The sequence below is a fragment of the Stenotrophomonas sp. Steno-Z10-HUANG genome, from assembly GCF_056393075.1.
This window is the reverse complement of sequence record NZ_JBWJPA010000004.1, coordinates 196,601-220,852: the sequence shown is the minus strand read 5'-3', so window position 1 is coordinate 220,852 and position 24,252 is coordinate 196,601. Positions and strand designations below refer to the sequence as shown.

Annotated in this window: 21 protein-coding genes and 1 tRNA gene; 6 read left to right on the top strand and 16 right to left on the bottom strand. The window is 70.1% G+C overall.

Annotated elements, in window-relative coordinates; all coding sequences use genetic code 11:
• Window positions 1-83 precede the first annotated feature (83 nt).
• Genes AC06E6_RS07875 through AC06E6_RS07865 form a run of 3 tightly spaced genes read left to right on the top strand, consistent with a single transcriptional unit; the run spans window position 84 to window position 4,332 of the window.
• Window positions 84-587: an RNA polymerase sigma factor gene (locus AC06E6_RS07875; protein ID WP_313229800.1), complete on the top strand. Its 504-nt coding sequence runs from the start codon at window positions 84-86 to the stop codon at window positions 585-587.
• Entirely contained in the window at window positions 584-1,561 is a 978-nt protein-coding gene (locus AC06E6_RS07870) for a FecR family protein (protein WP_478060822.1), read from the top strand. The genes AC06E6_RS07875 and AC06E6_RS07870 overlap by 4 nt, the downstream gene beginning before the upstream one ends.
• Window positions 1,562-1,569: 8 nt before the next feature.
• A complete protein-coding gene (locus tag AC06E6_RS07865; protein WP_478060820.1) occupies window positions 1,570-4,332 on the top strand; it encodes a TonB-dependent receptor plug domain-containing protein in 2,763 nt (920 codons plus the stop codon).
• Between the two features lie 68 nt (window positions 4,333-4,400).
• Here the strand turns inward: AC06E6_RS07865 and AC06E6_RS07860 are convergent.
• The 6 genes from AC06E6_RS07860 to murJ all read right to left on the bottom strand — a co-directional run bounded on the left by AC06E6_RS07860 (window position 4,401) and on the right by murJ (window position 11,568).
• Window positions 4,401-4,476: transfer RNA gene (locus tag AC06E6_RS07860), tRNA-Thr, on the bottom strand.
• A gap of 36 nt (window positions 4,477-4,512) precedes the next feature.
• The gene (ispH, locus tag AC06E6_RS07855) at window positions 4,513-5,463 is read right to left on the bottom strand and encodes a 4-hydroxy-3-methylbut-2-enyl diphosphate reductase (protein ID WP_161614130.1); all 951 of its coding nucleotides are present in this window, start codon (window positions 5,461-5,463) and stop codon (window positions 4,513-4,515) included.
• A 59-nt stretch (window positions 5,464-5,522) separates the two neighbouring features.
• On the bottom strand, window positions 5,523-6,041 hold the full coding sequence (gene lspA / locus AC06E6_RS07850; RefSeq protein ID WP_240211598.1) for a signal peptidase II: 519 nt from the start codon (window positions 6,039-6,041) through the stop codon (window positions 5,523-5,525).
• A 76-nt stretch (window positions 6,042-6,117) separates the two neighbouring features.
• Window positions 6,118-8,949 (bottom strand): isoleucine--tRNA ligase, encoded by a 2,832-nt coding sequence (gene ileS / locus AC06E6_RS07845; protein ID WP_478060817.1) that lies wholly within the window; start codon window positions 8,947-8,949, stop codon window positions 6,118-6,120.
• On the bottom strand, window positions 8,946-9,893 hold the full coding sequence (locus tag AC06E6_RS07840; protein ID WP_478060816.1) for a bifunctional riboflavin kinase/FAD synthetase: 948 nt from the start codon (window positions 9,891-9,893) through the stop codon (window positions 8,946-8,948). The genes ileS and AC06E6_RS07840 overlap by 4 nt, the downstream gene beginning before the upstream one ends.
• A gap of 82 nt (window positions 9,894-9,975) precedes the next feature.
• Window positions 9,976-11,568: a murein biosynthesis integral membrane protein MurJ gene (gene murJ / locus AC06E6_RS07835; RefSeq protein WP_478060814.1), complete on the bottom strand. Its 1,593-nt coding sequence runs from the start codon at window positions 11,566-11,568 to the stop codon at window positions 9,976-9,978.
• Window positions 11,569-11,683: 115 nt separating this feature from the next.
• Here murJ and rpsT point away from each other — a divergent pair, with 115 nt between their 5' ends.
• Window positions 11,684-11,953: a 30S ribosomal protein S20 gene (gene rpsT, locus AC06E6_RS07830; RefSeq protein WP_054664179.1), complete on the top strand. Its 270-nt coding sequence runs from the start codon at window positions 11,684-11,686 to the stop codon at window positions 11,951-11,953.
• 616 nt (window positions 11,954-12,569) lie between these two features.
• Here the strand turns inward: rpsT and obgE are convergent.
• The 4 genes from obgE to rplU all read right to left on the bottom strand — a co-directional run bounded on the left by obgE (window position 12,570) and on the right by rplU (window position 15,122).
• Window positions 12,570-13,625: a GTPase ObgE gene (gene obgE / locus AC06E6_RS07825; protein WP_161614127.1), complete on the bottom strand. Its 1,056-nt coding sequence runs from the start codon at window positions 13,623-13,625 to the stop codon at window positions 12,570-12,572.
• On the bottom strand, window positions 13,612-14,415 hold the full coding sequence (locus tag AC06E6_RS07820; protein WP_478060811.1) for a hypothetical protein: 804 nt from the start codon (window positions 14,413-14,415) through the stop codon (window positions 13,612-13,614). The genes obgE and AC06E6_RS07820 overlap by 14 nt, the downstream gene beginning before the upstream one ends.
• A 120-nt stretch (window positions 14,416-14,535) precedes the next feature.
• Window positions 14,536-14,796, bottom strand: a complete 261-nt coding sequence (gene rpmA, locus AC06E6_RS07815) for a 50S ribosomal protein L27 (RefSeq protein WP_104938357.1) — start codon at window positions 14,794-14,796, stop codon at window positions 14,536-14,538.
• Between the two features lie 17 nt (window positions 14,797-14,813).
• The gene (gene rplU, locus AC06E6_RS07810; protein ID WP_054664165.1) at window positions 14,814-15,122 is read right to left on the bottom strand and encodes a 50S ribosomal protein L21; all 309 of its coding nucleotides are present in this window, start codon (window positions 15,120-15,122) and stop codon (window positions 14,814-14,816) included.
• A 281-nt stretch (window positions 15,123-15,403) separates the two neighbouring features.
• Between rplU and uvrA the strand changes: the two genes are divergently transcribed.
• Both uvrA and AC06E6_RS07800 read left to right on the top strand, forming a co-directional pair.
• Complete coding sequence (gene uvrA, locus AC06E6_RS07805) at window positions 15,404-18,394, top strand: excinuclease ABC subunit UvrA (protein WP_312344258.1); 2,991 nt, start codon at window positions 15,404-15,406, stop codon at window positions 18,392-18,394.
• Window positions 18,394-18,801, top strand: a complete 408-nt coding sequence (locus AC06E6_RS07800) for an acyl-CoA thioesterase (protein ID WP_313247483.1) — start codon at window positions 18,394-18,396, stop codon at window positions 18,799-18,801. Before uvrA ends, AC06E6_RS07800 begins: the two co-directional genes overlap by 1 nt.
• A gap of 92 nt (window positions 18,802-18,893) precedes the next feature.
• Here the strand turns inward: AC06E6_RS07800 and AC06E6_RS07795 are convergent, their stop codons facing one another.
• The 6 genes from AC06E6_RS07795 to creD all read right to left on the bottom strand — a co-directional run bounded on the left by AC06E6_RS07795 (window position 18,894) and on the right by creD (window position 24,235).
• A complete protein-coding gene (locus AC06E6_RS07795; protein WP_478060808.1) occupies window positions 18,894-20,486 on the bottom strand; it encodes a M20/M25/M40 family metallo-hydrolase in 1,593 nt (530 codons plus the stop codon).
• A gap of 143 nt (window positions 20,487-20,629) precedes the next feature.
• Window positions 20,630-21,511 carry a carbon-nitrogen hydrolase family protein gene (locus AC06E6_RS07790; protein WP_478060807.1) on the bottom strand — a complete coding sequence of 294 codons (882 nt, stop codon included), beginning with the start codon at window positions 21,509-21,511 and terminating at the stop codon, window positions 20,630-20,632.
• Complete coding sequence (locus tag AC06E6_RS07785; protein ID WP_409476493.1) at window positions 21,508-22,113, bottom strand: GNAT family N-acetyltransferase; 606 nt, start codon at window positions 22,111-22,113, stop codon at window positions 21,508-21,510. Before AC06E6_RS07785 ends, AC06E6_RS07790 begins: the two co-directional genes overlap by 4 nt.
• Window positions 22,114-22,154: 41 nt before the next feature.
• On the bottom strand, window positions 22,155-22,505 hold the full coding sequence (locus tag AC06E6_RS07780) for a hypothetical protein (RefSeq protein ID WP_478060806.1): 351 nt from the start codon (window positions 22,503-22,505) through the stop codon (window positions 22,155-22,157).
• Window positions 22,506-22,523: 18 nt separating this feature from the next.
• The gene (locus AC06E6_RS07775; protein ID WP_478060804.1) at window positions 22,524-22,901 is read right to left on the bottom strand and encodes a hypothetical protein; all 378 of its coding nucleotides are present in this window, start codon (window positions 22,899-22,901) and stop codon (window positions 22,524-22,526) included.
• Between the two features lie 5 nt (window positions 22,902-22,906).
• Window positions 22,907-24,235 (bottom strand): cell envelope integrity protein CreD, encoded by a 1,329-nt coding sequence (creD, locus tag AC06E6_RS07770; protein ID WP_478060802.1) that lies wholly within the window; start codon window positions 24,233-24,235, stop codon window positions 22,907-22,909.
• Window positions 24,236-24,252: the final 17 nt, after the last annotated feature.

The window sequence follows — 24,252 nt, the reverse complement described above, 5'->3', positions numbered from 1 at the left end:
GCCATCTTCCGCATCGGATCCCCCGACTGTCCGCTTCCCGTGCCCCGGTCGATGGTGCCGCCCCCGCCGGCGATGGCTTCGCGCTGTTTCTGCGCGAACAGCGCGAGCCGCTGCGCGCCTTCCTGCGCGCGCGCGGCGCCGGCGAGGAGGACGCCGAGGACATCGTGCAGGACTGCATGGAGCGGCTGATCCGTTACCGCGGGCATCCACACACGGAGTTGAAGCTGCTGCTGTACCGGATCGCGCGCAACCGCCTGGCCGACCGTGGCCGTTCGCCGCTCGCCGCGCCACACCTGCCACTGGCCGAACAGGACCTGCCGACCGAGGCGCCGTTCACCACGCCAGGGCCGCTGCGCCAGGCCGAATCCGGGCAGATGCTCAATGCGCTGCGCCAGGCGCTGCTGAAACTGCCCGAGCGCTGCCGCGAGGTCTACCTGCTCAACCGCATCACCGGCATGAGCTACAGCCAGATCGCGCGCCACCGCGGCATCACCGCCAAGACCGTGGAAAAGCATGTCGCGCGGGCCCTGCAGGGGCTGCGCCGGGAACTGGGTGCCGACGCGTTCGGCATGGGCGGGGATGAATGAGCGGGCGCGATGCAGCGGCCGGCGACGCGCTGTTCGCGCGCGCCGCGGCCTGGGTGGCACGGCTGGATGCCGCCGACTGCACGCGCGCCGAACGCGCGGCGTTCGAGGAGTGGCTGGCGGCCGATCCGGCGCGCGTACACGCCTGGGCCGAGGCCGAACGGCTGCACGCGCGCGCGGCCACGCTGCGCGATGACCCCTGGCTGCGCGCCGGCGCGCGCGCCGTGGTCCGGAGCCCTCTCTACCGGCGCCCGCTGTTCGGGCTGGCCGCGGCCGCGGCGCTGTGCCTGGCGGTGGGAACCGCCTGGGTACTGGCCACCGACGGCAGCCCCACCCCGCACACCTACGTCAACAGCGGCCTGGCCCCGCAACGCCAGGTGCTCGGCGACGGCAGCGTCGTGGTGCTCGATGCCCGCACCACCCTGACCGCCCGGTTCGGCTGGCGCAGGCGCGGCATCGAACTGCAGCAGGGCCGGATGCAACTGCAGGTGGCGGCGTCGTCCCGACCGATGCGGGTGCAGGCGGGCAACAGCGTGCTGCGCGATATCGGCACCACCTTCCAGGTCGAGCTGCTGGACGATGGACATATCGACATCGCCCTGCTCGAGGGCGCCCTGGAGATCGACAGCCAGGGTACCCAGGGCATGCACGCGACGCTGCGCCCGGGGCAGCAGCTGCGGGTGCTGCGGTCGGGCCGGATCGAGCCCGCCCGCGCGCTTGTGCAGCCACAGGCCGAGGCCTGGCCGCAGGGCCGGCTGCTGTTCGACGCCACGCCGTTGCCGGTGGTGATCGCGCGGATGAACCGCTACACCACCACGCCGCTGGTCATTGGCGATCCGGCACTGGCGCCGCTGGCCGTGAGCGGCAGCTTCGCCGCCGGCGACCAGGCCGCGCTGCTGTCCGCGCTGGAACTGGGCTGGTCGGTCAGCGCGCGCACGCGCGCCGACGGTGCGCTCGAGCTGCGCGGCGAGCGCTGAACCGCGCAATGGGTACGCTGATCGACCGTCTGCGCCCGACCCTGTTGTACCTGGCGTTGCTGGCCGTGTCGCCGGCCATGGCCGCGCCGGCGGGCGAGAAGGTGGAGTACCGGGTCGCGCGCGGCCCATTGGTGCAGGCCCTGCGCGAATGGTCGCGACAGGGTGACACCCCGCTGCTGTTCGACGCCCGCGAACTGGCCGGGCTGGACAGCGTCGGGGTCGAGGGCACGCTGCCGCCGGTGGCCGCACTGGAACACCTGCTGCAGGGACTGCCGGTCAGGCTGGCGCGCTCGCCGGCGGGCATCTTCACCGTACGCCGCCAGCAGGCAGCGCCCCGCCCCGTCCGCAAACCCACCGCTGCGCCTGCGGCGGCGGCCGCGCCAGTGGTGACGGCGCCGGAGGTCGAGCTGGCGCCGCTGCACGTCACCGGCAGCCGCCTGCCGCGCACCTCGCTGCAGACCACGATGAACGTGGAGGTGATCGAGCGCGACGACATTCGACGCAGTGGCTACGGCTCGCTGTTCGACCTGCTGCGCCACCTGCCCGGCATGAACGGGCGGCCGCCGGTGGAAGGCGCGCGCGATGGCGATTCGCCCTACCTGCCCGGCGGCGCCGCGGCGGCCACCAGCCTGGACGGGATGGGGCCGCGCGCCACCCTGTTCCTGGTCAACGGCAGGCGCCTGCCGCGCTACCCCATGGTGTCGCTGCAGCAGGGCGCCCTCACCGACCTAGGCGGCCTGCCGCTGAGCTTTGTCGAACGCATCGAACTGGTGCGCGGCGGCGCCTCGGCCATCTACGGTGCCGATGCCATGGCCGGCGTGGTCAACATCGTGCTGCGCGACCACGCCGATGGCCCGGAGGCCATGCTGCAGACCGGCACCAGCAACCAGGGCGACGGCGCCCAGTACCGGGTGCAGGCCGCCACCGGCAATGGCGCTGCCGGCGACGACTGGTTCCTCGGCATCGACCTGCAACGGACCGACCATGTCGCCGGCGACCGCCGTGGCTGGCACCGCGAACGGCAGCGCTATCCGATCGGCCTGCTGACCCGCGACGGGTATTACCTGCCGGCCTACCTGTGCCCGTCGGGCATGCGCGAGGACAGCGGCTGCTGGTACGACAGTTCGCGCCCGCGCTCGCTGCAGCCCGCCGCCTCCACCGCCGCCGCCTACGGCCATTGGCGGCACGACGCGGGCAACGGCCTGCACGCCCATGCCGAACTGCGCGCCAGCCTTGCCCGCCAGCGCTACGAACTGGGGCCGACGGCGGCGGCCCTGCGCCTGGCCGACGGCAGCCTGATCAACCATGTGTTCCAAGAAGGCGGCAGCGTGCGCCCGGCGGTCCGCAGCCTCGAACTGGACCTTGCCGCTGGCATCGGCCGCGACCGCGGCGATGGCGGCTGGGAAGCCGGGCTGGGCCGGCAGCGCAGCGAAACCACGCTCTCGACCGAGGGCGCGGTGCGCACCGCGCGGTTGTTCGATGCCATGGCAGACGGCTACATCCCGGGCTTCACCGCGCTGGACCCGGCCCTGCGCGCGCAGTTGTTCCCGCGCAGCCGCAACCGCGGCCGCACCGACCAGTGGCTGGCGTGGTGGGGCGTGCGCCACGCCCTGGGCACGCTGGCAGGCGGTACCGCGCAACTGGCGACGGGCATCGACCTGCGGCACGAAACCTGGACCTCGCGCCCGGACCGGCTGCTCGAGGACGGCGAACTGGCGCTGGGCCTGCCCACCGACCGCCGGCGCCTTTCCAGCCAGAGCAACGCCGGCTACGTCGAACTGGGCCTGCCGCTGGCCGAGCCACTGCGCCTGGACCTGGCCGCACGGCTGGACCACGACGCCGGCGAATTCTCGTTCTCGCCGCGCGCCGGGCTGCGCTGGAACCCCTCGCCGGCGTGGTCGATGCTGTTCTCGAGCGGCCGCGGCTACCGCGCGCCGAGCCTGTTCGAACGACGCCGCCCACCGGGTTACTTCGGCGCCGAAGCCGTGCCGTGGTCGCCCACGCTGCCGGCCTGCGCGCACCCCGTCGATGGCGCCTGCCTGGTGGACGTGCAGGTGGTGGAAAACACCGGCGTGCGCGCCGAAACCTCGCGCAACCAGAGCCTGGGCGCCATCTGGAGCCCAACGCCCGCACTCAGCCTGTCGCTCACCCACAACCGCGTCGAACTGCGCAACGAGATCCTGGCGCTGCGCCCGGCCGATGCCGGCTGGAACGCGGATACCTGGCTGATCGACGAGCGCGGCCGGCTGCAGTCGTTGCGCCTGTATTTCGACAACATCGGGCGCACCGTGTCGCGCAACTGGGTGCTGCACGGCGACTACCTGCGCAGCTCCGCCGCCGGGCAGTGGCGACTGTCGCTGGATGCGGTCCACCAGCAGACGCTGCGCCGTCGCGAGCGCGCCGGCAACCGCTGGATCGACCTGCGTGGCCACGCCACCCCGGGCACGGCGGCCAATGCCTCGCTGCACTGGCAGGGCGCGCGCTGGGGCAGTGCGCTGCATGCGCGCTATGCCGGCAGCACCCGCGCCTGGCCGGCCGCAGGCAGCTGCCCGGCGGCGCAGCGCGGCAACGACCAGTGCAGCAACCCGGCGCAGCTGCGCTGGAACCTGCACCTGGATCGCCGCATCGGCACGCGCATGACCGCGGCGCTGGACGTCCTCAACCTGCTCGACACCCAGCCGGTGAACTACCTGCCCGGCAACGGCGGCCTGTCCGCCGGCCTGGACGATCCGCTGGGGCGCTATTTCCAGCTCACCCTGCAGTTCCACTGACCGCCGCCGGCCGGCACGCGCGGCAAAACAAAAGGCCAGGCGCGGACGCCTGGCCTCTGGTTCGATGCTGGTGCCGGAAACAGGAGTCGAACCTGCGACCTACGCATTACGAATGCGCCGCTCTACCAACTGAGCTATTCCGGCGGAGCCGCGAATTGTAGGGGCTGGCCGGCGATGTGGTCAATCGACCAGGCGCAGGCGCAGTTCCTTGGGCAGCGCGAACACCATCGACTCCGGCTCGCCGGCCAGCTCGGCGACGCCGCCGGCACCGAGTTCGCGCAGGCGCTCGATCACGCCATCGACCAGCACCTGCGGCGCCGAGGCGCCGGCGGTCAGGCCGACGCGCTGCTTGCCGGCCACCCACTGCGGGTCGATCTCGTGCGCGCCATCGATCAGGTACGACTCCACGCCCTCGCGGCGGGCCAGTTCGGCCAGGCGGTTGGAGTTGGAACTGTTCGGCGAACCGACCACCAGCACCAGGTCGCACTGCTGCGCCAGTTCGCGCACCGCGTCCTGGCGGTTCTGCGTGGCGTAGCAGATGTCGTCGTTCTTCGGCCCCTGGATGGCGGGGAACTTGGCCCGCAGCGCGGCGATCACGCTGCGGGTGTCGTCCACCGACAGCGTGGTCTGGGTGGTGTAGGCAAGGTTCTCGGGCTGGCCAACGACCAGCGCGGCCACGTCGTCCTCGTCTTCGACCAGGTAGATCGCACCGGCCCCGGCTTCATTGCGCCACTGCCCCATCGTGCCCTCGACTTCGGGATGGCCCTCGTGGCCGATCAGCACCACGTCGCGGCCGGCGCGGCAATGCCGCGCGACCTCGAAATGCACCTTGGTCACCAGCGGGCAGGTCGCGTCGAACACCTTGAGCCCGCGCCGGTCGGCCTCGTCGCGCACCGCCTGCGACACGCCGTGGGCGCTGAAGATCACCGTGTTGCCGTCCGGCACCTCGTGCAGCTCCTCGACGAAGATCGCGCCGCGCTGCTTCAGGTCGTCGACCACGAAGCGGTTGTGCACGACTTCGTGGCGCACGTAGATGGGGGCGCCCAGCGTCTCGATCGCGCGCTTGACGATCTCGATGGCGCGGTCGACGCCGGCGCAGAAGCCGCGGGGGTTGGCAAGCAATACGTCCATGCGGCGATTCTAACGGCGGCAACGGGAAACAAGGGGAACCGGAGCGAAACCGCGCCGCATCATTGCCCGCTCCCGGCGCCCTGTTCGCGCTTCTTCCCGTCGAACAGCCCGGACAGGGCGATGCCGATGGCGCCGGCCACGATCGCCGAATCGGCGATGTTGAACGACGGCCAGTAGTGGTCGCCGACATACCACTGGATGAAGTCCACCACGTGGCCGTGGAGCTGGCGGTCGATGACGTTGCCGATGGCACCGCCGATCACCAGCGCGTACGGCAGCGCCGCGCGCCAGTTGCCGCGCGCGGTGCGCGACAGCCAGAACGCCATCAGGCCGCTGATGGCCACCGCCAGCGCGGTGAAGAACCACAGCTGCCAGCCGCCGGCGTCGCTGAGGAAGCTGAATGCCGCGCCGGTGTTGTAGGTGCGGTACCAGTTCCAGAAGCCGTCGATCACCGGCACCGGCGTGAATTCGGGCAGGCTGGCCAGCACCCAGGCCTTGCTCCACTGGTCCAGGCCGATGACCGCTGCCGACACCAGCAGCCAGATCAATGCGTTGGGTTTGACAGCCTTTGCTTGCATGTAATGCGCCTGTAGTGGAGTGGCATGGGACGGAGGCGGCGCCATCGCACGGCCTCCGTCCCGGGTAACGCCCGGGTCAGAACCAGCGGCGGTCTTCGCCGGCACCGTCGATGTTGCCGACGCAGCGGCCGCACAGCTCCGGGTGGTCGGCGTTGGCGCCGACGTCGCCGCGATGGTGCCAGCAGCGCACGCACTTGGCCTTCTCGGTCGGCTGGGCGCTGACGAACACCTCGTCGGTGGTCGCCGGGCGCACGCTCACGTCGCCGCTGATGAACAGGAAACGCAGCTCATCGGCCAGCGGCTGCCAGCGCACCGCCTGCTCCTGGCTGGCGGCCACGGTGATCTCGGCCTCCAGCGCGGCACCGATGGCGCCATTGGCGCGCATCGGCTCCAGCACCTTGGCCACCTGCTCGCGCAGCGCCAGCAACTGCTCGAAGTCGGCGGCCGACAGCTGCGCGTCGGCCGGCAGCGGCGCCAGGCCGTCGTACCAGGTGGTGAACAGCACGTTGCCGGCATGCTCGCCCGGCAGGTAGCCCCACAGCTCGTCGGCGGTGAAGGTCAGGATCGGCGCGACCCAGCGCACGAACGCCTCGGCGATGCGGTACATCGCGCTCTGCGCCGAACGGCGCCCGCGCGAATCGGCCGGCATCGTGTACAGGCGGTCCTTGGTCACGTCCAGGTACAGCGAGCCCAGGTCGACGCTGCAGAAATTCAGCAGCAGCTGCACGATCTCGGCCATGTTGTAGCTGGCGTAGGCGGCCTTGATCTTCTCCTGCAGCTCGAACGCGCGGTGCACGATCCAGCGGTCCAGCGCCACCATGTCCTCGAGCGGGCGCAGGTGCCGCGACGGATCGAAGCCGTCCAGGTTGCCGAGCAGGAAGCGCGCGGTGTTGCGCAGGCGCCGGTAGGCGTCGGCATTGCGCTTGAGGATCTCCTGCGACAGCGACATCTCGTTGCTGTAGTCGGCCGAGGCGATCCACAGGCGCAGGATGTCCGCGCCCAGCGTGCGCATGATTTCCTGCGGCTCGATGCCGTTGCCCAGCGACTTGGACATCTTGCGGCCGTGCTCGTCCACGGTGAAACCATGGGTCAGGCACTGCCTGTACGGCGCCGCCTTGTCGATGGCCACGCCGGTCAGCAGCGAGGACTGGAACCAGCCGCGGTGCTGGTCCGAGCCTTCCAGGTACAGGTCGGCCGGCTTGCCGAAACCGCGCGCCAGCAGCACGCCTTCATGGGTGACGCCCGAGTCGAACCAGACGTCGAGGATGTCGGTGACCTTCTCGTACTGCGCGGCCTCGTCGCCGAGCAGCTCGGCCGGGTCCAGCGAGTACCACGCGTCGATGCCGCCGTCCTGCACGCGGTCGGCCACCTGCTGCATCAGTTCGACCGTGCGCGGGTGCGGCTGCCCGGTCTCGCGGTGGGTGAACAGCGCGATCGGCACGCCCCAGGTGCGCTGGCGGCTGATGCACCAGTCCGGACGGCCATCGACCATGCTGGCGATGCGCGCCTTGCCCCAGCCCGGGAACCAGCCGACGTTGTCGATCGCGGCCATGGCATCGGCGCGCAGCCCGGCCTTGTCCATCGAGATGAACCACTGCGGGGTGGCACGGAACACCACCGGCGTCTTGTGGCGCCAGCAGTGCGGGTAGCTGTGCTGGATCTCGGCGAACGCCAGCAGCGCGCCGTTGCCGCGCAGCACGTCGACGATCAGCGGCTGCGCCTTCCACAGGTGCACGCCGGCCAGTTCGACGTCGCCGGCCGGCGGCGTGGACGGCAGGTAGACGCCACGGCCATCGACCGGGTTGATCTGGGCGGCGGTGTACGCATCCATCACCCCGTACTGCTGGCTGACCGCGAAGTCCTCCTGGCCGTGGCCGGGCGCGGTGTGCACCGCACCGGTACCGTCGGTATCGGAGACATGTTCGCCGTTGAGCAGCGGCAGGTCGCGCTCGGCGTAGAACGGGTGGGCCAGCAGCTGGTTCTCCAGCGCCGCGCCCTTGGCATGGCCGTGCACGACCACCTCGGCCACGCCGTAGCGGGCCAGCGAACGCTCGGCCAACGCCGCGGCCAGCACCAGCCAGCGCGGCCGGCCGTCGTGGGCCGGGCCTTCGACCAGCGCGTACTCGATGTCCGCGCCCAGCGACACCGCCAGCGAGGCCGGCAGGGTCCACGGGGTGGTGGTCCAGATCGGCACCGCCACCTCCACCCCGGCCGGCAGCGCGACGCCGAAACGGGCGGCCAGCTGCTGCGGATCGCGCGCGGTGTAGGCAACGTCGATCGCCGGCGAGGTCTTGTCCTGGTATTCGATCTCGGCCTCGGCCAGCGCCGAGCCGCAGTCGAAGCACCAGTGCACCGGCTTGGCGCCGCGCACCAGGTGGCCGTTGGCGACGATCTTGGCCAGCGCGCGGATCTCGTTGGCCTCGAAATCGAAGCTCAGCGTCTTGTACGGGTTGTCCCAGTCGCCGATCACGCCCAGGCGCTTGAAGTCGGCGCGCTGCAGGTTGATCTGCTCCTCGGCGTACTCGCGGCACTTCTGCCGGAACTGCCCGGCATCGAGCTTGGTACCGACCTTGCCCCACTTCTTCTCGACCGCGATCTCGATCGGCAGGCCATGGCAGTCCCAGCCCGGCACGTAGGGCGCGTCGTAGCCGTCCAGGTAGCGCGACTTGACGATGATGTCCTTGAGGATCTTGTTGACCGCGTGGCCGAGGTGGATCTGGCCGTTGGCGTACGGCGGGCCGTCGTGCAGCACGAACAGCGGCCGGCCCTTGGCGTTCTCGCGCAACTGCGCGTAGATGCCCTGCTCTTCCCAACGCGCCAGGATGCCCGGCTCGCGCTTGGGCAGGTCGCCGCGCATCGGGAATTCCGTCGCCGGCAGGTGGAGGGTAGCTTTGTAGTCCTGGCTCACGCAGTGGCTCGCAGTCGTTGTTCGTTGAGGAGGGTGCGCGCCTGTTCGGCATCGCGGTGCATCTGCGCGGTCAATGCCGGCAGATCGTTGAATTTCTCTTCGTCACGCAGCTTGGCGACGAACTCGACCTCGATGTGGCGGCCGTACAGGTCGCCCTGGAAATCGAACAGGTGGGCTTCCAGCAGCGGCTCCACGCCCTGCACGGTCGGGCGCGTGCCGAAGCTCGACACCGACGGCCACGGTTGCTCGAAGACGCCGTGCACCCAGGTAGCGTAGATCCCTGAAAGTGCGGGCGTCCGCGGGAAACGCAAGTTGGCGGTCGGGAAGCCCAGGGTGCGCCCGAGCTGCTGCCCGCGCACCACCCGGCCGCCGATCGTGTACGGGCGGCCCAGCAGGTCGGCGGCCTGCCCGAATTCACCGGCCACCAGCAGTTCGCGGATGCGGGTGCTGGAAATGCGCTCGCCGTTCAGGTGCACCGGCGCGATCTCGCCGGCGGCGAAGCCCAGCTCGGCGCCCATGGCCTGCAGCAGCGCCAGGTCGCCGCCGCGGCGATGGCCGAAGTGGAACTTCGGGCCGATCCAGACCTCGCGTGCGCCCAGCCGGCGCACCAGCATGCCGCGCACGAAATCCTCGGCGGTGATGGCCGCCATCTTCGCGTCGAAGCGCAGCAGGCCGACGCTGTCGATGCCCAGCCCGCGCAGCGTGGCCACTTTGTCGCGGGCCAGCATCAGCCGCGGCGGCGGGGTGTCGCGGGCGAAGAACTCGCGCGGCAGCGGCTCGAAGGCCAGCGCCACCGCCGGCACGCCGAGCGCGCGCGCGCGCTCGACCGCGTGGCGCACCAGCACCCGGTGGCCCCTGTGCAGGCCATCGAAGGCACCGATGCAGACCACGCTTCCCTGCGGGAACAACACCCCGCCCTCGACGTCTCTAAACAGCCTGCTCATTCAAACCCGGATCCGGCCCTGGCGGGCCGGCGCTTTGCCATGTGTAGCCGGGAAGTATAGCGGCGGCGCGGGCACGGCCGCCTCACTGCTCGCGCAGGTCGCGCGGGCGGAAGCCCATGGCGAGCATCGCCAGCAGGTAGGTCAGGCCGCCGCCGCCCACCAGCAGCGCCAGGCTGCCGATGCGCTGCCACTTGTCCATGCCGCCAAAGCCGGGCAGCCAGTGCAGCAGCCCCAGCAGCACCGCGCTCATGGCCGCGCACGCCACGACCAGACGCAGCACGTAGCCGCCCCAGCCCGGGCGGCGCTGGTAAACCCCGGTCCTGCCCAGCCAGTACCACAGCAGTGCCAGGTTCAGGTAGCTGGACAATGCGCTGGCGATGCCCAGCGCCAGGTGCAGGCCCGGTTGCGCCGCCAGCGCCGCCATCACGCCCTGCGCCTTCAGTGCCTCGGGCACCATCACCTGGTACAGCACCGCCAGCAGGACGAAGTTGAACACCATGTTGGCCACCAGCGCGGCCACGCCGGCGCGCACCGGGGTCCTGGTGTCCTGGCGCGAATAGAACGCCGGCAGCACCACCTTCAGCAGCGCGAACGCCGGCAGGCCGAAGCTCAGCCCGTAGACCGACAGCGCGGTCATGCGGGTATCGAAATCGGTGAATTCGCGGTACTGGAACAGGGTGGCGATCAGCGGCTGGGCCAGCAGCAGCAGGCCGAGCATGGACGGCACCGCGATCAGCAGGGTCATGCGCAGGCCCCAGTCCAGCGCGTTGGAGAAGCCCTCGCCATCGGTCTTGACGTGGTGCCGGGCCAGCGCCGGCAGGATCACCGTGCCCAGCGCCACCCCGAACACCCCCAGCGGCAGCTCCAGGAAACGGTCGGCCAGCGACAGCCAGGACTGCGAACCGTCGCTGAGCCGGGCCGCGATCACCGTGTCCAGCATCAGGTTGATCTGCGCCACCGACGAGCCGAACAGGGTCGGCACCATCAGGGTCAGTACCTTGCGCACGTCGGGATGGTTCCAGCCCCAACGCGGCAGGGTCAGCAGGTTGATGCCCTTCAGCGACGGCAGCTGGAACAGCAGCTGCAGCATGCCGGCCACCAGCACCGCCCAGCCCAGGGCCAGGATCGGCACCTCCAGCCGCGGCGCCAGCCACAGCGCGCCGGCGATCATGCACAGGTTGAGGATCACCGGGGTCAGCGCCGGCATCGCGAACTTCTGGAAGCTGTTCAGCGCCCCGCCGGCCAGCGCGGTCAGCGACACGAACAGCAGGAACGGGAAAGTCAGCCGCAGCAGGTCCACCAGCAGGCCGTACTTGACCGGGTCGGCGGCGTCGGCATCGGCGAACAGCCAGGCGATCTGCGGGGTGAAGATCAGGCCCAGCGCGGTCAGCACCAGCAGCACCCCGCCCAGGGTGCCGGACACCCGCGCCATCAGTTCGCGCAGGTCGGCGTGCGGACGGGTCTCCTTCACTTCGGTGAACACCGGCACGAAGGCGGTGGCGAACGAACCCTCGGCAAACAGCCGGCGCAGGAAGTTGGGCACGCGGAACGCCACCCAGAACGCGTCGGTGGTGGCATTGGCACCGAAGGTGATGGAAATCGCCTGGTCGCGGACCAGGCCCAGCACCCGCGAGATCATCGTCATGCTGCTGAACGACAGCAGCCCCCGCAACATGCGCGGTGAACTCACCCACGGCCCCCTTGACAACTTGACTTGACGTTCATTCGGCCAACCATCATACTTGCGTGCTTGCTGTTCCCACCATACCGATTTTCAGGAAACCACCACCGTGGCCAATATCAAGTCCGCCAAGAAGCGCGCCAAGCAGACCGTTGTGCGCAACGCGCGTAACACGGCTCAGCGTTCGATGCTGCGCACCGCCGTCAAGAAGGTGATCAAGGCTCTGGATGCCAATGACGCCGCCGGCGCCGAGGCTGCCTTTGCTGTCGCCCAGCCGATCCTCGACCGTTTCAGCGCCCGTGGCCTGATCCACAAGAACAAGGCCGCCCGTCACAAGAGCCGCCTGACCGCCCGCATCAAGGCCCTCAAGGCCGCCTGATCGGCGCGATCACCGGGAGCCGCCCGGCTCCCGACGCGAAAAGCCCGGCTCCGGCCGGGTTTTTTGTGTCCGCCATCCAGGGCGGACACCCTTCGGGCCATCGACAGGCGATGTCGGAAACCGCTCCCGGCGGTTTCCTTGTGCCCGCCATCCAGGGCGGACACCCTTCGGGCCACCGACAGGCGATGTCGGAAACCGCTCTCGGCGGTTTCCTTGTGCCCGCCATCCGGTAACGACGACCCTGCGGGCCATCGGCAGGCAATACCGGAAACCGCTCCAGGCAGCTTCCCTGTGCCCGCCTTCCATCGCCGACCCGCTGCGGACCATGGCGACTGGCCAGGTCGAAAGCCGCTCCCGGCGGCTTCCGGGCACTGCCCCTCCACCGATCACCAGCCGGGCCGCCGACCGAAGACCTGGGAAGCCCCTCCCCCTGCGGATTTCTGCCGCCCGGCGCCGCGAGGCATCCGGCAGCTGCCGTGACGGCATGGGCGGAGCCCATCGGAAAGGGGCATCGCGGCCGCAACCGCGCCCCCACGAGCGGGCGCCGGGGGCGCGGACAGGAACGAAAAACCCGGCCGCGGCCGGGTTTTTCGCGCGTTCCGGGGCAAACGCCGCCTCAGCCCTGCGCTTCGCGCGCCTCGGCCTCGAGCAGCTTCTGCTGGTCGAAGAAGGCCATGATGTCCTTCATGATCGGCCAGGTGCCCTCGCGGCCCAGCGCCGAGACCAGGTACCACGGACCGGTCCAGCCCAGCTCCTTGACCACCTGCTCGGCCGCGGCCCGCGCCTCGTCCTCGAACATCAGGTCGGCCTTGTTCAGCACCAGCCAGCGCGGCTTCTCCAGCAGCGCCGGGTCGTGCTTGCCCAGCTCGCGCTCGATCGCGCGCACCTGCTCGACCGGGGAAACGCCTTCCACGCCCCCCTCCATCGGCGAGATGTCGACCAGGTGCAGCAGCAACCGGGTGCGCTGCAGGTGGCGCAGGAACTGCGCGCCCAGCCCGGCGCCATCGGCCGCACCCTCGATCAGGCCGGGGATGTCGGCGATCACGAAGCTGCGGTAGTTCTCCACCTTGACCACGCCCAGGTTCGGGTACAGGGTGGTGAACGGGTAGTCGGCCACCTTCGGCGTCGCCGCCGAGACCGCGCGGATCAGGGTGCTCTTGCCGGCATTGGGAAAGCCCAGCAGGCCGACGTCGGCCAGCAGCTTCAGCTCCAGCTTGAGCAGGCGCTGCTCGCCCTCCTCGCCCGGCAGCGCCTGGCGCGGCGCACGGTTGGTGGAGCTCTTGAAGTGCATGTTGCCCAGGCCGCCCTTGCCGCCCTTGGCCACCAGCAGGCGGTCGCCATGGCGGGTCATGTCGCCGATCACCTCGTCGGTGTCGACATTGATGACCACGGTGCCGACCGGCACGGTGATGACCAGGTCTTCGCCGCCCTTGCCGTAGGCCTGGCGGCCCATGCCGTTCTCGCCGCGCTGCGCCTTGAAGATGCGCTCGTGGCGGAAGTCGACCAGGGTGTTCAGGTTTTCGTCGGCGCGCAGCCAGACGCTGCCGCCGTCGCCGCCGTCGCCGCCGTCCGGCCCGCCAAGCGGAATGAACTTCTCGCGGCGGAAACCGACGCAGCCATTGCCGCCGTTGCCGGCGATTACAGAGATTTCGGCTTCATCAACGAGTTTCATCTTGGTATCGCAAGGTTCTCAGAATTACTTCGGCCCGCAGCACCGGCGCGTCCTGCGCCGCGCCGGCGGCGCGGTACAGGCGCACGATGCGGCGGGGGTTGCCCCGCCCGTCGGGCAGGAAATAGTGATTGGAGACGCGGTATTGCGCACCTTCCAGCAGCTCCGCGTCGTCCAGTGGACGCCCCTGCGCATCGCGCGCCAGGACCTGGCGGCGCTTGTGCACGGGGGCGCCATCGGGCGCGACGCTGGTGGACTCTTCCAGCTCGACCCGGTTGGACGCACCAAGGGTCAGGGTTCTTTCAAAGTCCTCGCGACCTTCGATGCCCGGACGCTGGCCTTTATAGCGCAGGGTGCGCGTGGCGCCAGCATAGCGGACCGTGCCCTCGCCCATCGGCCAGTCCGGTTGCCCGCTGCCCTGCGGCGCCCGCAGCCAGATCCGCACCGTGGCCGGCGGCGCGCGCCCATCCTCGCCGTACGCCATGTGGACTTCCCAGCCGCGACTCCCGTCCCAGCTGAATACCGTGGTGCGCAGCCAGCCGTCGGCATCGAAATCGCCACGGGCACTGCTGCGCTCGACGCCCCCGACACCGGGCGCCGGCCGCCAGCCCTGCGGATCGGCCAACAACGCCGGCAACTGCGGCGAACCCGGCGGAAGGGCCAGGGTATCAGCCTGCAGCGATGCCAGCGGCCCGGTCACGGCCAGGGTGTCACGGTCGCTGGGAATGTCGGCCGCGCATCCCGCGCAGGCCAGCAGGCCGCACAGCAGGGCCACAGCCCGGTAACGGATCACCTTCCCTGCCTCCTGCCATGCGCGGCCCGCGGGACCACCTGCAAACGAGAAGCCCCGCCGAAGCGGGGCTTTCGTCGGCGGCGCCCACGCCGTGGCCCGGGCGCCTGCACGTGCGGAAGATCAGGCTTCCGCGACGACGCTGACGGTGCGGCGCTTCTTCGGGCCCTTCACCGTGAACTCGACCTTGCCGTCGACCAGCGCGAACAGCGTGTGGTCACGGCCCAGGCCGACGCCGGCGCCCGGGTGGAACTGGGTGCCGCGCTGACGCACGATGATGTTGCCGGCTTCGATGGCCTGGCCGCCGAAGATCTTGACGCCCAGGTACTTCGGGTTGGAGTCGCGGCCGTTGCGCGAGGAGCCTACGCCCTTTTTATGTGCCATGACGGATTCTCCTTGGATTAGCCGGCGATGCCGGTGATTTCGATTTCGGTGTAGTACTGGCGATGACCCTGGCGCTTCATGTGGTGCTTGCGCCGGCGGAACTTGATGATCTTCACCTTGTCGGCGCGGCCGTGGGCCACGACCTTGGCGGTCACCGAAGCGCCCTTCAGGGCATCGCCGATCTTGATGCCGTCGGCGTCGCCGAGCATCAGGACGGTGTCGAACTTGATCTCGCTGCCGGCTTCGGCTTCGAGCTTCTCAACGCGGAGGGTCTCACCCTGCGCGACGCGGTACTGCTTGCCGCCAGTTACCAGGACTGCATACATGGGATGTCTCTTCTGTAGTTATTCTTGGGATCTGCCCACCATCGAGGGCGGACAGAAGCGGGATTTTACCGGCACCAAGCTGCCCGGGTCAAGTCGCCCCCGGGGCGGAAAACCCGTGCCTGAACAACGGCCTGCACCCGGCCCGGGCGCAGGCGTGCGCGCTGGCAATTCCGGCAATTGCCCCCAAATCCCAAGCTCGCTAGGCTGATCGACTGCCGTCAGCTGCATCCCCTGCCCCCACCGCGCCCGGTTTCCGCCGCGCGGCCCAGAACGGACCTCCCATGGCGATGGATTTCATCCGCATCCGCGGCGCGCGGACGCACAACCTCAAGAACATCGACCTCGACCTGCCCCGCGACAAGCTGATCGTGATCACCGGCCTGTCCGGCTCGGGCAAGTCGTCGCTGGCGTTCGACACCATCTACGCCGAGGGCCAGCGCCGCTACGTCGAGTCGCTATCGGCCTACGCGCGGCAGTTCCTGAGCGTGATGGAGAAGCCCGACCTGGACCACATCGAGGGCCTGTCGCCGGCGATCTCGATCGAGCAGAAGTCCACCAGCCACAACCCGCGCTCGACCGTGGGCACCATCACCGAGATCTACGACTACCTGCGCCTGCTCTACGCCCGCGTCGGCAGCCCGCGCTGCCCCGACCACGGCTACCCGCTGGAAGCGCAGACCGTCAGCCAGATGGTCGACCAGGTGCTGGCGCTGGACCCGGAACAGCGCTACATGCTGCTGGCACCGGTGATCCGCGAGCGCAAGGGCGAGCACGTACAGGTGTTCGACCAGCTGCGCGCGCAGGGCTTCGTGCGCGTGCGCGTGGACGGAGAACTGCACGAGATCGACGCGGTGCCGCCGCTGGCGCTGCGCCAGAAGCACACCATCGAGGCGGTGATCGACCGCTTCCGCCCGCGCGAGGACCTCAAGCAGCGCCTGGCCGAGAGCTTCGAGACCGCGCTCAAGCTGGGCGACGGCATGGCCACCGTGCAGTCGCTGGACGACGCGCAGGCGCCGCCGCAGCTGTTCTCGTCCAAGTACTCCTGCCCGGTCTGCGACTACGCGCTGCCGGAGCTGGAGCCGCGCCTGTTCTCGTTCAACTCGCCGGTCGGCGCCTGCCCCGGCTGCGACGGCCTGGGCATGGCCGAGTTCTTCGACCCGGCGCGCGTGGTGGTGCACCCGGAGCTGTCGCTGGCCGCCGGCGCGGTGCGCGGCTGGGACCGCCGCAACGCCTACTATTTCCAGCTGATCGCCTCGCTGGCCAAGCACTACCGGTTCGATGTCGACGCGCCGTGGCAGTCGCTGCCCGCGGACGTGCGCCAGGCCGTGCTGTACGGCAGCGGCGAGGACCAGATCACCTTCACCTACTTCACCGAGAACGGCGGCCGCAGCCAGCGCAAGCACCGCTTCGAGGGCATCATCCCCAACCTGGAGCGCCGCTACCGCGAGACCGAATCGCCGGCGGTGCGCGAGGAACTGGCCAAGTTCATCAGCGAACGGCCCTGCCCCGAGTGCGGCGGCGCGCGCCTGAACAAGGCCGCGCGCAACGTGTTCGTCGCCGACCGTCCGCTGCCGGAACTGGCGGTGCTGCCGATCGACGAGGCCAAGCGCTTCTTCGGCGAACTCAGCCTGCCGGGCTGGCGCGGCGAGATCGCCGCCAAGATCGTCAAGGAGATCAGCGAGCGGCTCGGCTTCCTGGTCGATGTCGGCCTGGACTACCTCACCCTGGAGCGCAAGGCCGACACGCTGTCCGGCGGCGAGGCGCAGCGCATCCGCCTGGCCTCGCAGATCGGCGCCGGCCTGGTCGGGGTGATGTACGTGCTCGACGAGCCGTCCATCGGCCTGCACCAGCGCGACAACGAGCGCCTGCTCGGCACCCTCACCCGGCTGCGCGACCTCGGCAACACGGTGATCGTGGTCGAGCATGACGAGGACGCCATCCGCCTGGCCGACCACGTGGTGGACATCGGTCCCGGCGCCGGCGTGCACGGCGGCGAGGTGGTCGGCGAAGGCCGGCTGGAGGACATCCTGGCCGCGCCGCGCTCGCTGACCGGCCAGTACCTGTCGGGCAAGCGCTCGATCGAGATCCCGGCGCGGCGCCACAGGCCCAACCCGAAGATGACGCTGCACCTGCGCGGGGCCAGCGGCAACAACCTCAAGGGCGTGGACCTGGACATCCCGGCCGGGCTGCTGACCTGCATCACCGGCGTGTCCGGCTCGGGCAAGTCCACCCTGATCAACGACACCCTGTTCTCGCTGGCGGCCAACGAGATCAACGGCGCCTCGCACCCGGTCGCGCCGTACCGCGAGGTCGAGGGCCTGGACCTGTTCGACAAGGTGGTGGACATCGACCAGTCGCCGATCGGCCGCACCCCGCGCTCGAACCCGGCCACCTACACCGGCCTGTTCACCCCGCTGCGCGAACTGTACGCGCAGGTGCCGGAAGCGCGCGCGCGCGGCTATTCGCCGGGGCGCTTCAGCTTCAACGTGCGCGGCGGCCGCTGCGAGGCCTGCCAGGGCGACGGCCTGATCAAGGTGGAGATGCACTTCCTGCCGGACGTGTACGTGCCCTGCGACGTCTGCCACGGCAAGCGCTACAACCGCGAGACGCTGGAGATCCTGTACAAGGGCTACAACATCAACGACGTGCTGGAAATGACCGTCGAGGATGCGCTGAAGCTGTTCGAGCCGGTGCCGGCCATCGCCCGCAAGCTGGAAACCCTGGTCGACGTGGGCCTGAGCTACATCAAGCTGGGCCAGAGCGCGACCACGTTGTCCGGTGGCGAGGCGCAGCGCGTGAAGCTGTCCAAGGAACTGTCGCGGCGCGACACCGGCCGCACCCTGTACATCCTCGACGAGCCGACCACCGGCCTGCACTTCCACGACATCGAGGCGCTGCTGGGGGTGCTGCACAAGCTGCGCGACGAAGGCAACACGGTGGTGGTGATCGAGCACAACCTGGACGTGATCAAGACCGCGGACTGGATCGTCGACCTCGGCCCCGAGGGCGGCCACCGCGGCGGCACCGTGCTGGTCACCGGCACGCCGGAAGACGTGGCGGCCTGCCCGCAGTCGTACACCGGCCAGTTCCTGGCCAAGCTGCTGCCCTCCACCAGCGCGCGCCCGGAGCAGCCCGCGGCCGTGGCCAACAAGCCCGACGCGCGACCGCCGCGCAAGGAAAAGCCCGCAAAGGTGGCGAAGAAGGCGGTGGCCGCCAAGAGCACCGGCAAGACCAGCAAGACCGCAACTGCCAGCAAGAAGAAGGACGCCTGATGAGCAGCGAACACAAGATCCTGGCCCGCATCCCGATCAGCGTGCGCTGGCGCGACATGGACAGCATGGGCCATGTCAACAACGCCAAGTACATTTCGTACCTGGAGGAGGCGCGCGTGCGCTGGATGCTCGGCGTGGACGGCGTGTCGATGACCGACCGCATCGCCCCGGTGGTGGCCGCGACCAACGTCAATTACCGGCTGCCGATCGTGTGGCCCGACGACATCGTGGTCGAGCTGTTCGTCGAGCGCCTGGGCAACAGCAGCGTGACCATCGGCCACCGCATCGTCGACCAGAAGGACCCGGGCAAGTTGTACTCCGACGGCAACGTGGTGGTGGTGTGGATGGACACCCAGACCGGCCGCAGCGCGCCACTGCCCGAGGCCGTGCGCGCGGCGTCGAGCTGAGCCATGGCCGCTGCCGGCGGCAGCGAAGGACCGCCGGAAGACGAAGGGGCCGCGATGCGGCCCCTTGTCGTTTCCGCCTGCGTTGCGTGGCGTCAGTCTTCCAGCAGCGGCTTGCGCGGCATCTTCTCTTCGCGCATGGCGGCGTTGTAGGCGAACGCGGCGACGATCGCCGCGGCCTGCTTCAGGTCTTCCGGTTCGGCGTGGTCCCAGGTGTCCAGGTTGCTGTGGTGGACGTTGCTGAAGTAGTCCAGCCGGTCCTGGATGAACTGGAAGCCCGGCAGGCCGACCCGGTCGAAGCTGATGTGGTCGGTGCTGCCGGTGTTGCGGCTGGCCACGGTGGCGGCGCCGACGTCGTTGAACGGCTTCAGCCAGGCCTCGAAAATCGGCATCGCGGCGATGTTCTCCTGCGCATAGATGCCACGGAAGCGGCCCGAGCCGTTGTCCATGTTGAAGTACACCGAGAACTTGTCGTAGTCGCGCAGCTTCTGCAGCGGACCGGTCGGCTCGCGCAGCGAGGCCGGCAGCGCCTTCTGCGCCGGGTCGGTGGGCTCGGGGTAATGCGCGAAGTGCCTGGCCACGTAGGCCTGCGAGCCGATCAGGCCCTGCTCCTCGCCGCTCCACAGCGCCACGCGGATGGTGCGCCGGGGCTTGGCGCCCACCGCCTTGAGGATGCGCATGGCCTCCATCATCACCGCGACGCCGGCGGCGTTGTCGGCCGCGCCGGTGCCGGTGTGCCAGGAGTCCATGTGCGCACCCAGCATCACGATCTCGTCGGCCTTGCTGGTGCCGCGGATCTCGGCGATGGTGTTGTGGCCCGGCTGGTCGGTCTCGTCGGTGAAACGCGCATCGACGTTGACCCGCAGCTTCACCGGCTGCTTGCGCTCCAGCGCGCGCGCCAGCTGGTTGTAGTGCTCGGCGATCATCGCCAGCTCGGGGATGCCCACCGGTTCGCCGGCCTTGCGCGAACCGCCGCCACCGACGCGGATGATGCCGTTGTCCCAGCCGCTGATGCTGATCGACGCCAGCGCGCCCTCCGCGGCGAAGAAGGCATTGGTCGCACGCACCAGTTCCTGGCGTTCGGCGTACTCCTTGACCCGCTTGGCGCGGTCCTTGTCCGCGGATTTGGGAATGGTGAACTCCTGCAGCCCCTCCAGCGAGGTGGCGTCGTGCCGGTGCGAGTCGGCCTCGGTGCCGCGCTTGTACTCGCGCGCGTCGCCCAGCAGCAGGATCTTGCCGCGCAGCGTGCCCTTGTATTTTTCCAGGTCGGCCAGCTTCTTGATGTCGACCTTGACCACTTCGCCTTCGATGGTGCCGTTGGTGCCCGGCGTCCAGGCCTTGGGCAGCGCATACAGCTGGGTCAGGCGTGGCTCCAGCATCTCCACGCTGGCCGACTCGAACTCCCAGCCGCGGCCGAAGTCGTCGAAGGCCTCGTCATGCGCGCTGGTCAGCCCCCATTCGCCGAACTTCTGCCGGGTCCAGGCATTGGCCCGGGTCATGGCCGGCGAGTTGGTCAGGCGCGGGCCGATGCTTTCGGTGAGATAGGAAAAGGTATCCATGACCTGCGAACGGTGGAACGCTTCCTGGCGGATCTTGCCCACCATGTCCAGATCGACCTGTTCGGCCGCGCCCGCGCCACCAGCGAACGCCAGCCCCATGCCCAGTACCAGCAAGCACCGCTTGATCATCATTTCCCCCGGCCCGCGGCCGATCACGACAAAGGCCCGAGTCTAGCCAGCGCCGCCGGCGGCCGAGCCGGCCAATGGTCATGGTCGCGCATGGGCAGCGGCGCGTTGCCGCCGCAGCGGGCCTGCGCAGCGCCGGCGCGGGCTCAGCCCGGCGACACCACGGCGCATTGCAGCGCCGGTCGCCACTGCCCCGGCCAGTCGCGGTCGTTGGCCACCTGCGCCTGCGCGCGGCTGGCCTGGAAGGCGGCAAAATCCAGTTCCGCGACCGTCCAGGGCTGGCCGTCAGCGGTGCGCGCCAGCATGCCGTCGTCGGGGAAGCCGCGGTCCATCGGCGCATACACCGCCGCTTCGCCGGTATTGACGTCCAGCGCCGGACTCCAGCCGGCCTCGCCCGCGGTCACCGACTGCGCCACGAACATGCGGTTCTCCAATGCCCGCGCCAGGCAGCCCACGCGCACGCGGGTGGCGCCGGCCTCGGTGTCGGTGCAACTGGGCACCACCAGCAGCCGCGCACCCGCCTCGTACTGCGCGCGCACCGGCAGCGGGAACTCGCTGTCGTAACAGACCGCCACGCCGGCGCGGATGCCGTCGATCTCGAACACCTTCAGTACGTCGCCGCCGTCGATCAGCCCGGTGGCCTGCTCGAAGCCGGTCAGCTGCAGCTTGTCCTGCCACAGGTGCGTGCCCTGCGGCGTCAGCCAGTCGCAGCGGTTGCGGTAGCGGCCATGACCGGTGTCGAGCAGGAACGTGCCGGCGACCACGTGCATGTCCAGGTCGCGGGCGAGGCCGGCGAACAGCTGCAGCCAGGGTTGCCGGTAACGCTGGATCGCCGCCAGCGACGCCGCAAGGTCGCGCTGGATGCCCGCGTCGAAGGTGGCCGCCAGTTCCAGCGACAGGTATTCGGGCAGCACCGCGATGCGCGCGCCGGCCGCGGCGGCGGCCTCCAGTTCCTGGCGCTGGCGCGCGGCGAAGGCGTCGAAACCGGCCGGAGCGCCGATCCGGTAACGGGCAACGGCGATCTTCATGCGGCCGGCTCCAAGGCACGGGTCCAGACAGTGAGCGCGTGCGACAGCTCGCCGCGACCGACCTCGTCCCAGCACAGGTGCAGGGTCATGCCCGGCTGCCGCGCATAGCCGCGCCTGCGCCAGAACCCGTCGTTGTCGCGGTGGCCGGCAGGCCGGCGCGGGTCGTCATGGTCACGGTCCACCGCGCAGAACGCGGTCATCGCGAAGCGCCCGAGCGCGCGCGCATGCGCCTCGCGGGCGTCGAAGAAGGCATGGCCGATGCCACGCCCGCGCCAGGCCGGCAGCAGCACCGACTCGCCGAAATAGAACACCTGCGCCGGATCGATGCCGGCCGCCTCGAACGGCGCGCGGAACGCCGGGCCGTCATCGAGCAACGGCAGGCCGGTGGAGGCGCCCACCACCTCATCGCCGGCCCGCGCCACCACGCACACCGCATCCGGCGTGGCCGCATAGGCGGCCAGGTAGTCGCGCTCGTAGTCCAGGCTGCCCCGGTACAGATACGGCCAGTCCTTGAATACCCGGATGCGCAGGCGCGCCACGTCGTCCAGTACCGGCAGCAGGTCGGTGCCGCGCAGGGCGGCGATGGAGGGAGAGGCGTCCATGGCGGAATTCTAGCGCCGCGCGTTTGCCGCGCAGCAGCGCCTCAACCGCAGCCGACCAGGGCACCGCCATCCCCGTCGGAGACAAGGCATCCGCCGCGGCCATCGCGCCTGAACCGGTAGACCGTGGGGCAAAGCACGCTCGTGCGCCACAGGGTCCGGCGTTCTTCCGGCGCGAGCAGCCGTGGCATCGCCAGGCTGACATCCCATGACGCCGAGCACCGGGATGCCACCGGCACGATGACGATCAAAGCGAGCCCCATCGCGGGCAACGCCGACAACACCACGCCGACGGCCGGAACCCTCCTGTACCCCGCCTCGACGGCCACCGCCACGCCGGCCAGCAGCGGCAGCGCGACGATCGCGAGCAGTGACAGTCCATGATGGAAACGCATCGCGCCCCCGTTCCAGCTTCAGTAACCGCGTGCGCACCGGGCCGCTCCCGGTTCGCGCCACAACAGCCACAGCCGCCGGTGCACGGCATCGCACACCACCACCTGGCGTTCCCGCAGCACCGCCCTGAAGCGCAGGCCACGACGGCCCAGCGCCTGCCAGCGGCCCGCACCGTCCAGCGCGGGCAGGCCTGCGGCGCCGCGCTGGCGGATCCGCTCGGCCAGCGTTGCGTCCAGTTGCAGGCACAGGCAGCCGTGGCGCGGGGCCGTCCCCAGTCCCAGTGCCGCCAGCGGCGAAGCGGCCCAGCCAGCGCCCTGCTCCACCCGCAGCACCGCTGCCGCCAGCCCCGGCGGCAGCCCTTGCCGCAGCCGCCGGAGCAACCGTGTGCTCAACCGCATCGGGTTCACCGCAGACCGCCGCCGAGGTCGTACCAGTCCACCTTGCGGGTCAGCCACATGATCGCCGCGAGGATCCCGAACAGCAGCAGCGAGCCCATCAGCAGCGCATTGTTCTCCGACGCCAGCAGCAGGTACAGGACCCCGTACAGCAGGGTCAGCAGGGTGGCAAAGCCCAGCCCGTGCCGCCAGCTGCGCAACACCCCGCTGAGGTAGAAACCCTGCAGGCCGATGCACGCCAGCGCCGACACCAGGTACGCCTGCCAGAAGACGATGTGCTCGGACAGGCTCAGCAGCAGCAGGAAGAAGATCGCCAGCGCCAGCCCGACCAGCAGGTATTGCAGCGGATGGATCCGCAGCCGCCTGATCAGCTCGAACAGGGCGAACCCGACGAAGGTCAGCAGCACGAACAGGATGCCGTACTTGCTGGCGCGGTCGACCTGCGTGTACACGTCGACCGGGTCCACCAGCGCCACCTCCAGCGCCTCGACCGAGCCGCCATCGCTGCGCAGGTCGCGGCGCAGCTGTTCCTGCGCGGCCGAGGCCAGCGAGGACACCGCCCAGTCGGCCTTGAACCCGGCATCGTCGATGTGGCGCTCATTGGGCGCGAAGCTGCCGCCGAACAGCGGATGCGGCCAGGTCGAGGCCAGCGACACGCGGGTGTCGTCGCCCACCGGCACCACCGACAGCGAGCGGGTGCCGTCGAGCACGAACTCCAGCTCCACCCTGCGGCCCTCGGCCAAGGTGCCCTGTTGCGGCTGGCCCAGCGGCGACAGCATGGCGTGCAGCCCCTTGGACGCGCCCTCCAGCGCCAGCGAACCGGCGTGCAGTGGCAGCGCGCGCCCGTCCACCCGCAGGTTGGGCGTACCCACCAGGCCGCGCACGTCGGCGATGCCCAGCGCCAGGTAGGGCCGGCCGTAGACGCGGCCCGGCACGGCGGCATAGGCGGCATCGGCGAACTCGGCCTGCACCCGCGCGTGCCAGCTGTACACCGGCACCCGGAACAGGCCCACCCGGCGCTCGTCCGGGCGCAGCTCGCCCTGTATCCGCAACTGCCGCGGCATCTGCAGGTCATAGCCATGCTCGGTCCGCAGCTCGCTCTTGCGCATGCCCGCCTCGACCACCTCGACCTCGCGCTGCTGGGTCCACGGCAGTACCCGCACCGGGCCGATCAGCGACTGCGCCCCGGCGCGGCTCTGCGCCACCCGTTCGATGGCCTGGTCACGGTAGCGCTCGCGCTCGGCGATGGTGCCGCGGATCAGCAGCAGGGGAATCAGCAGCAGCAACGCCAGCCCGCCGACCACGGCGAAGCGCAACAGCAGTTTCAGGGAAGTCATGGCCCGTCCTCGTGTGG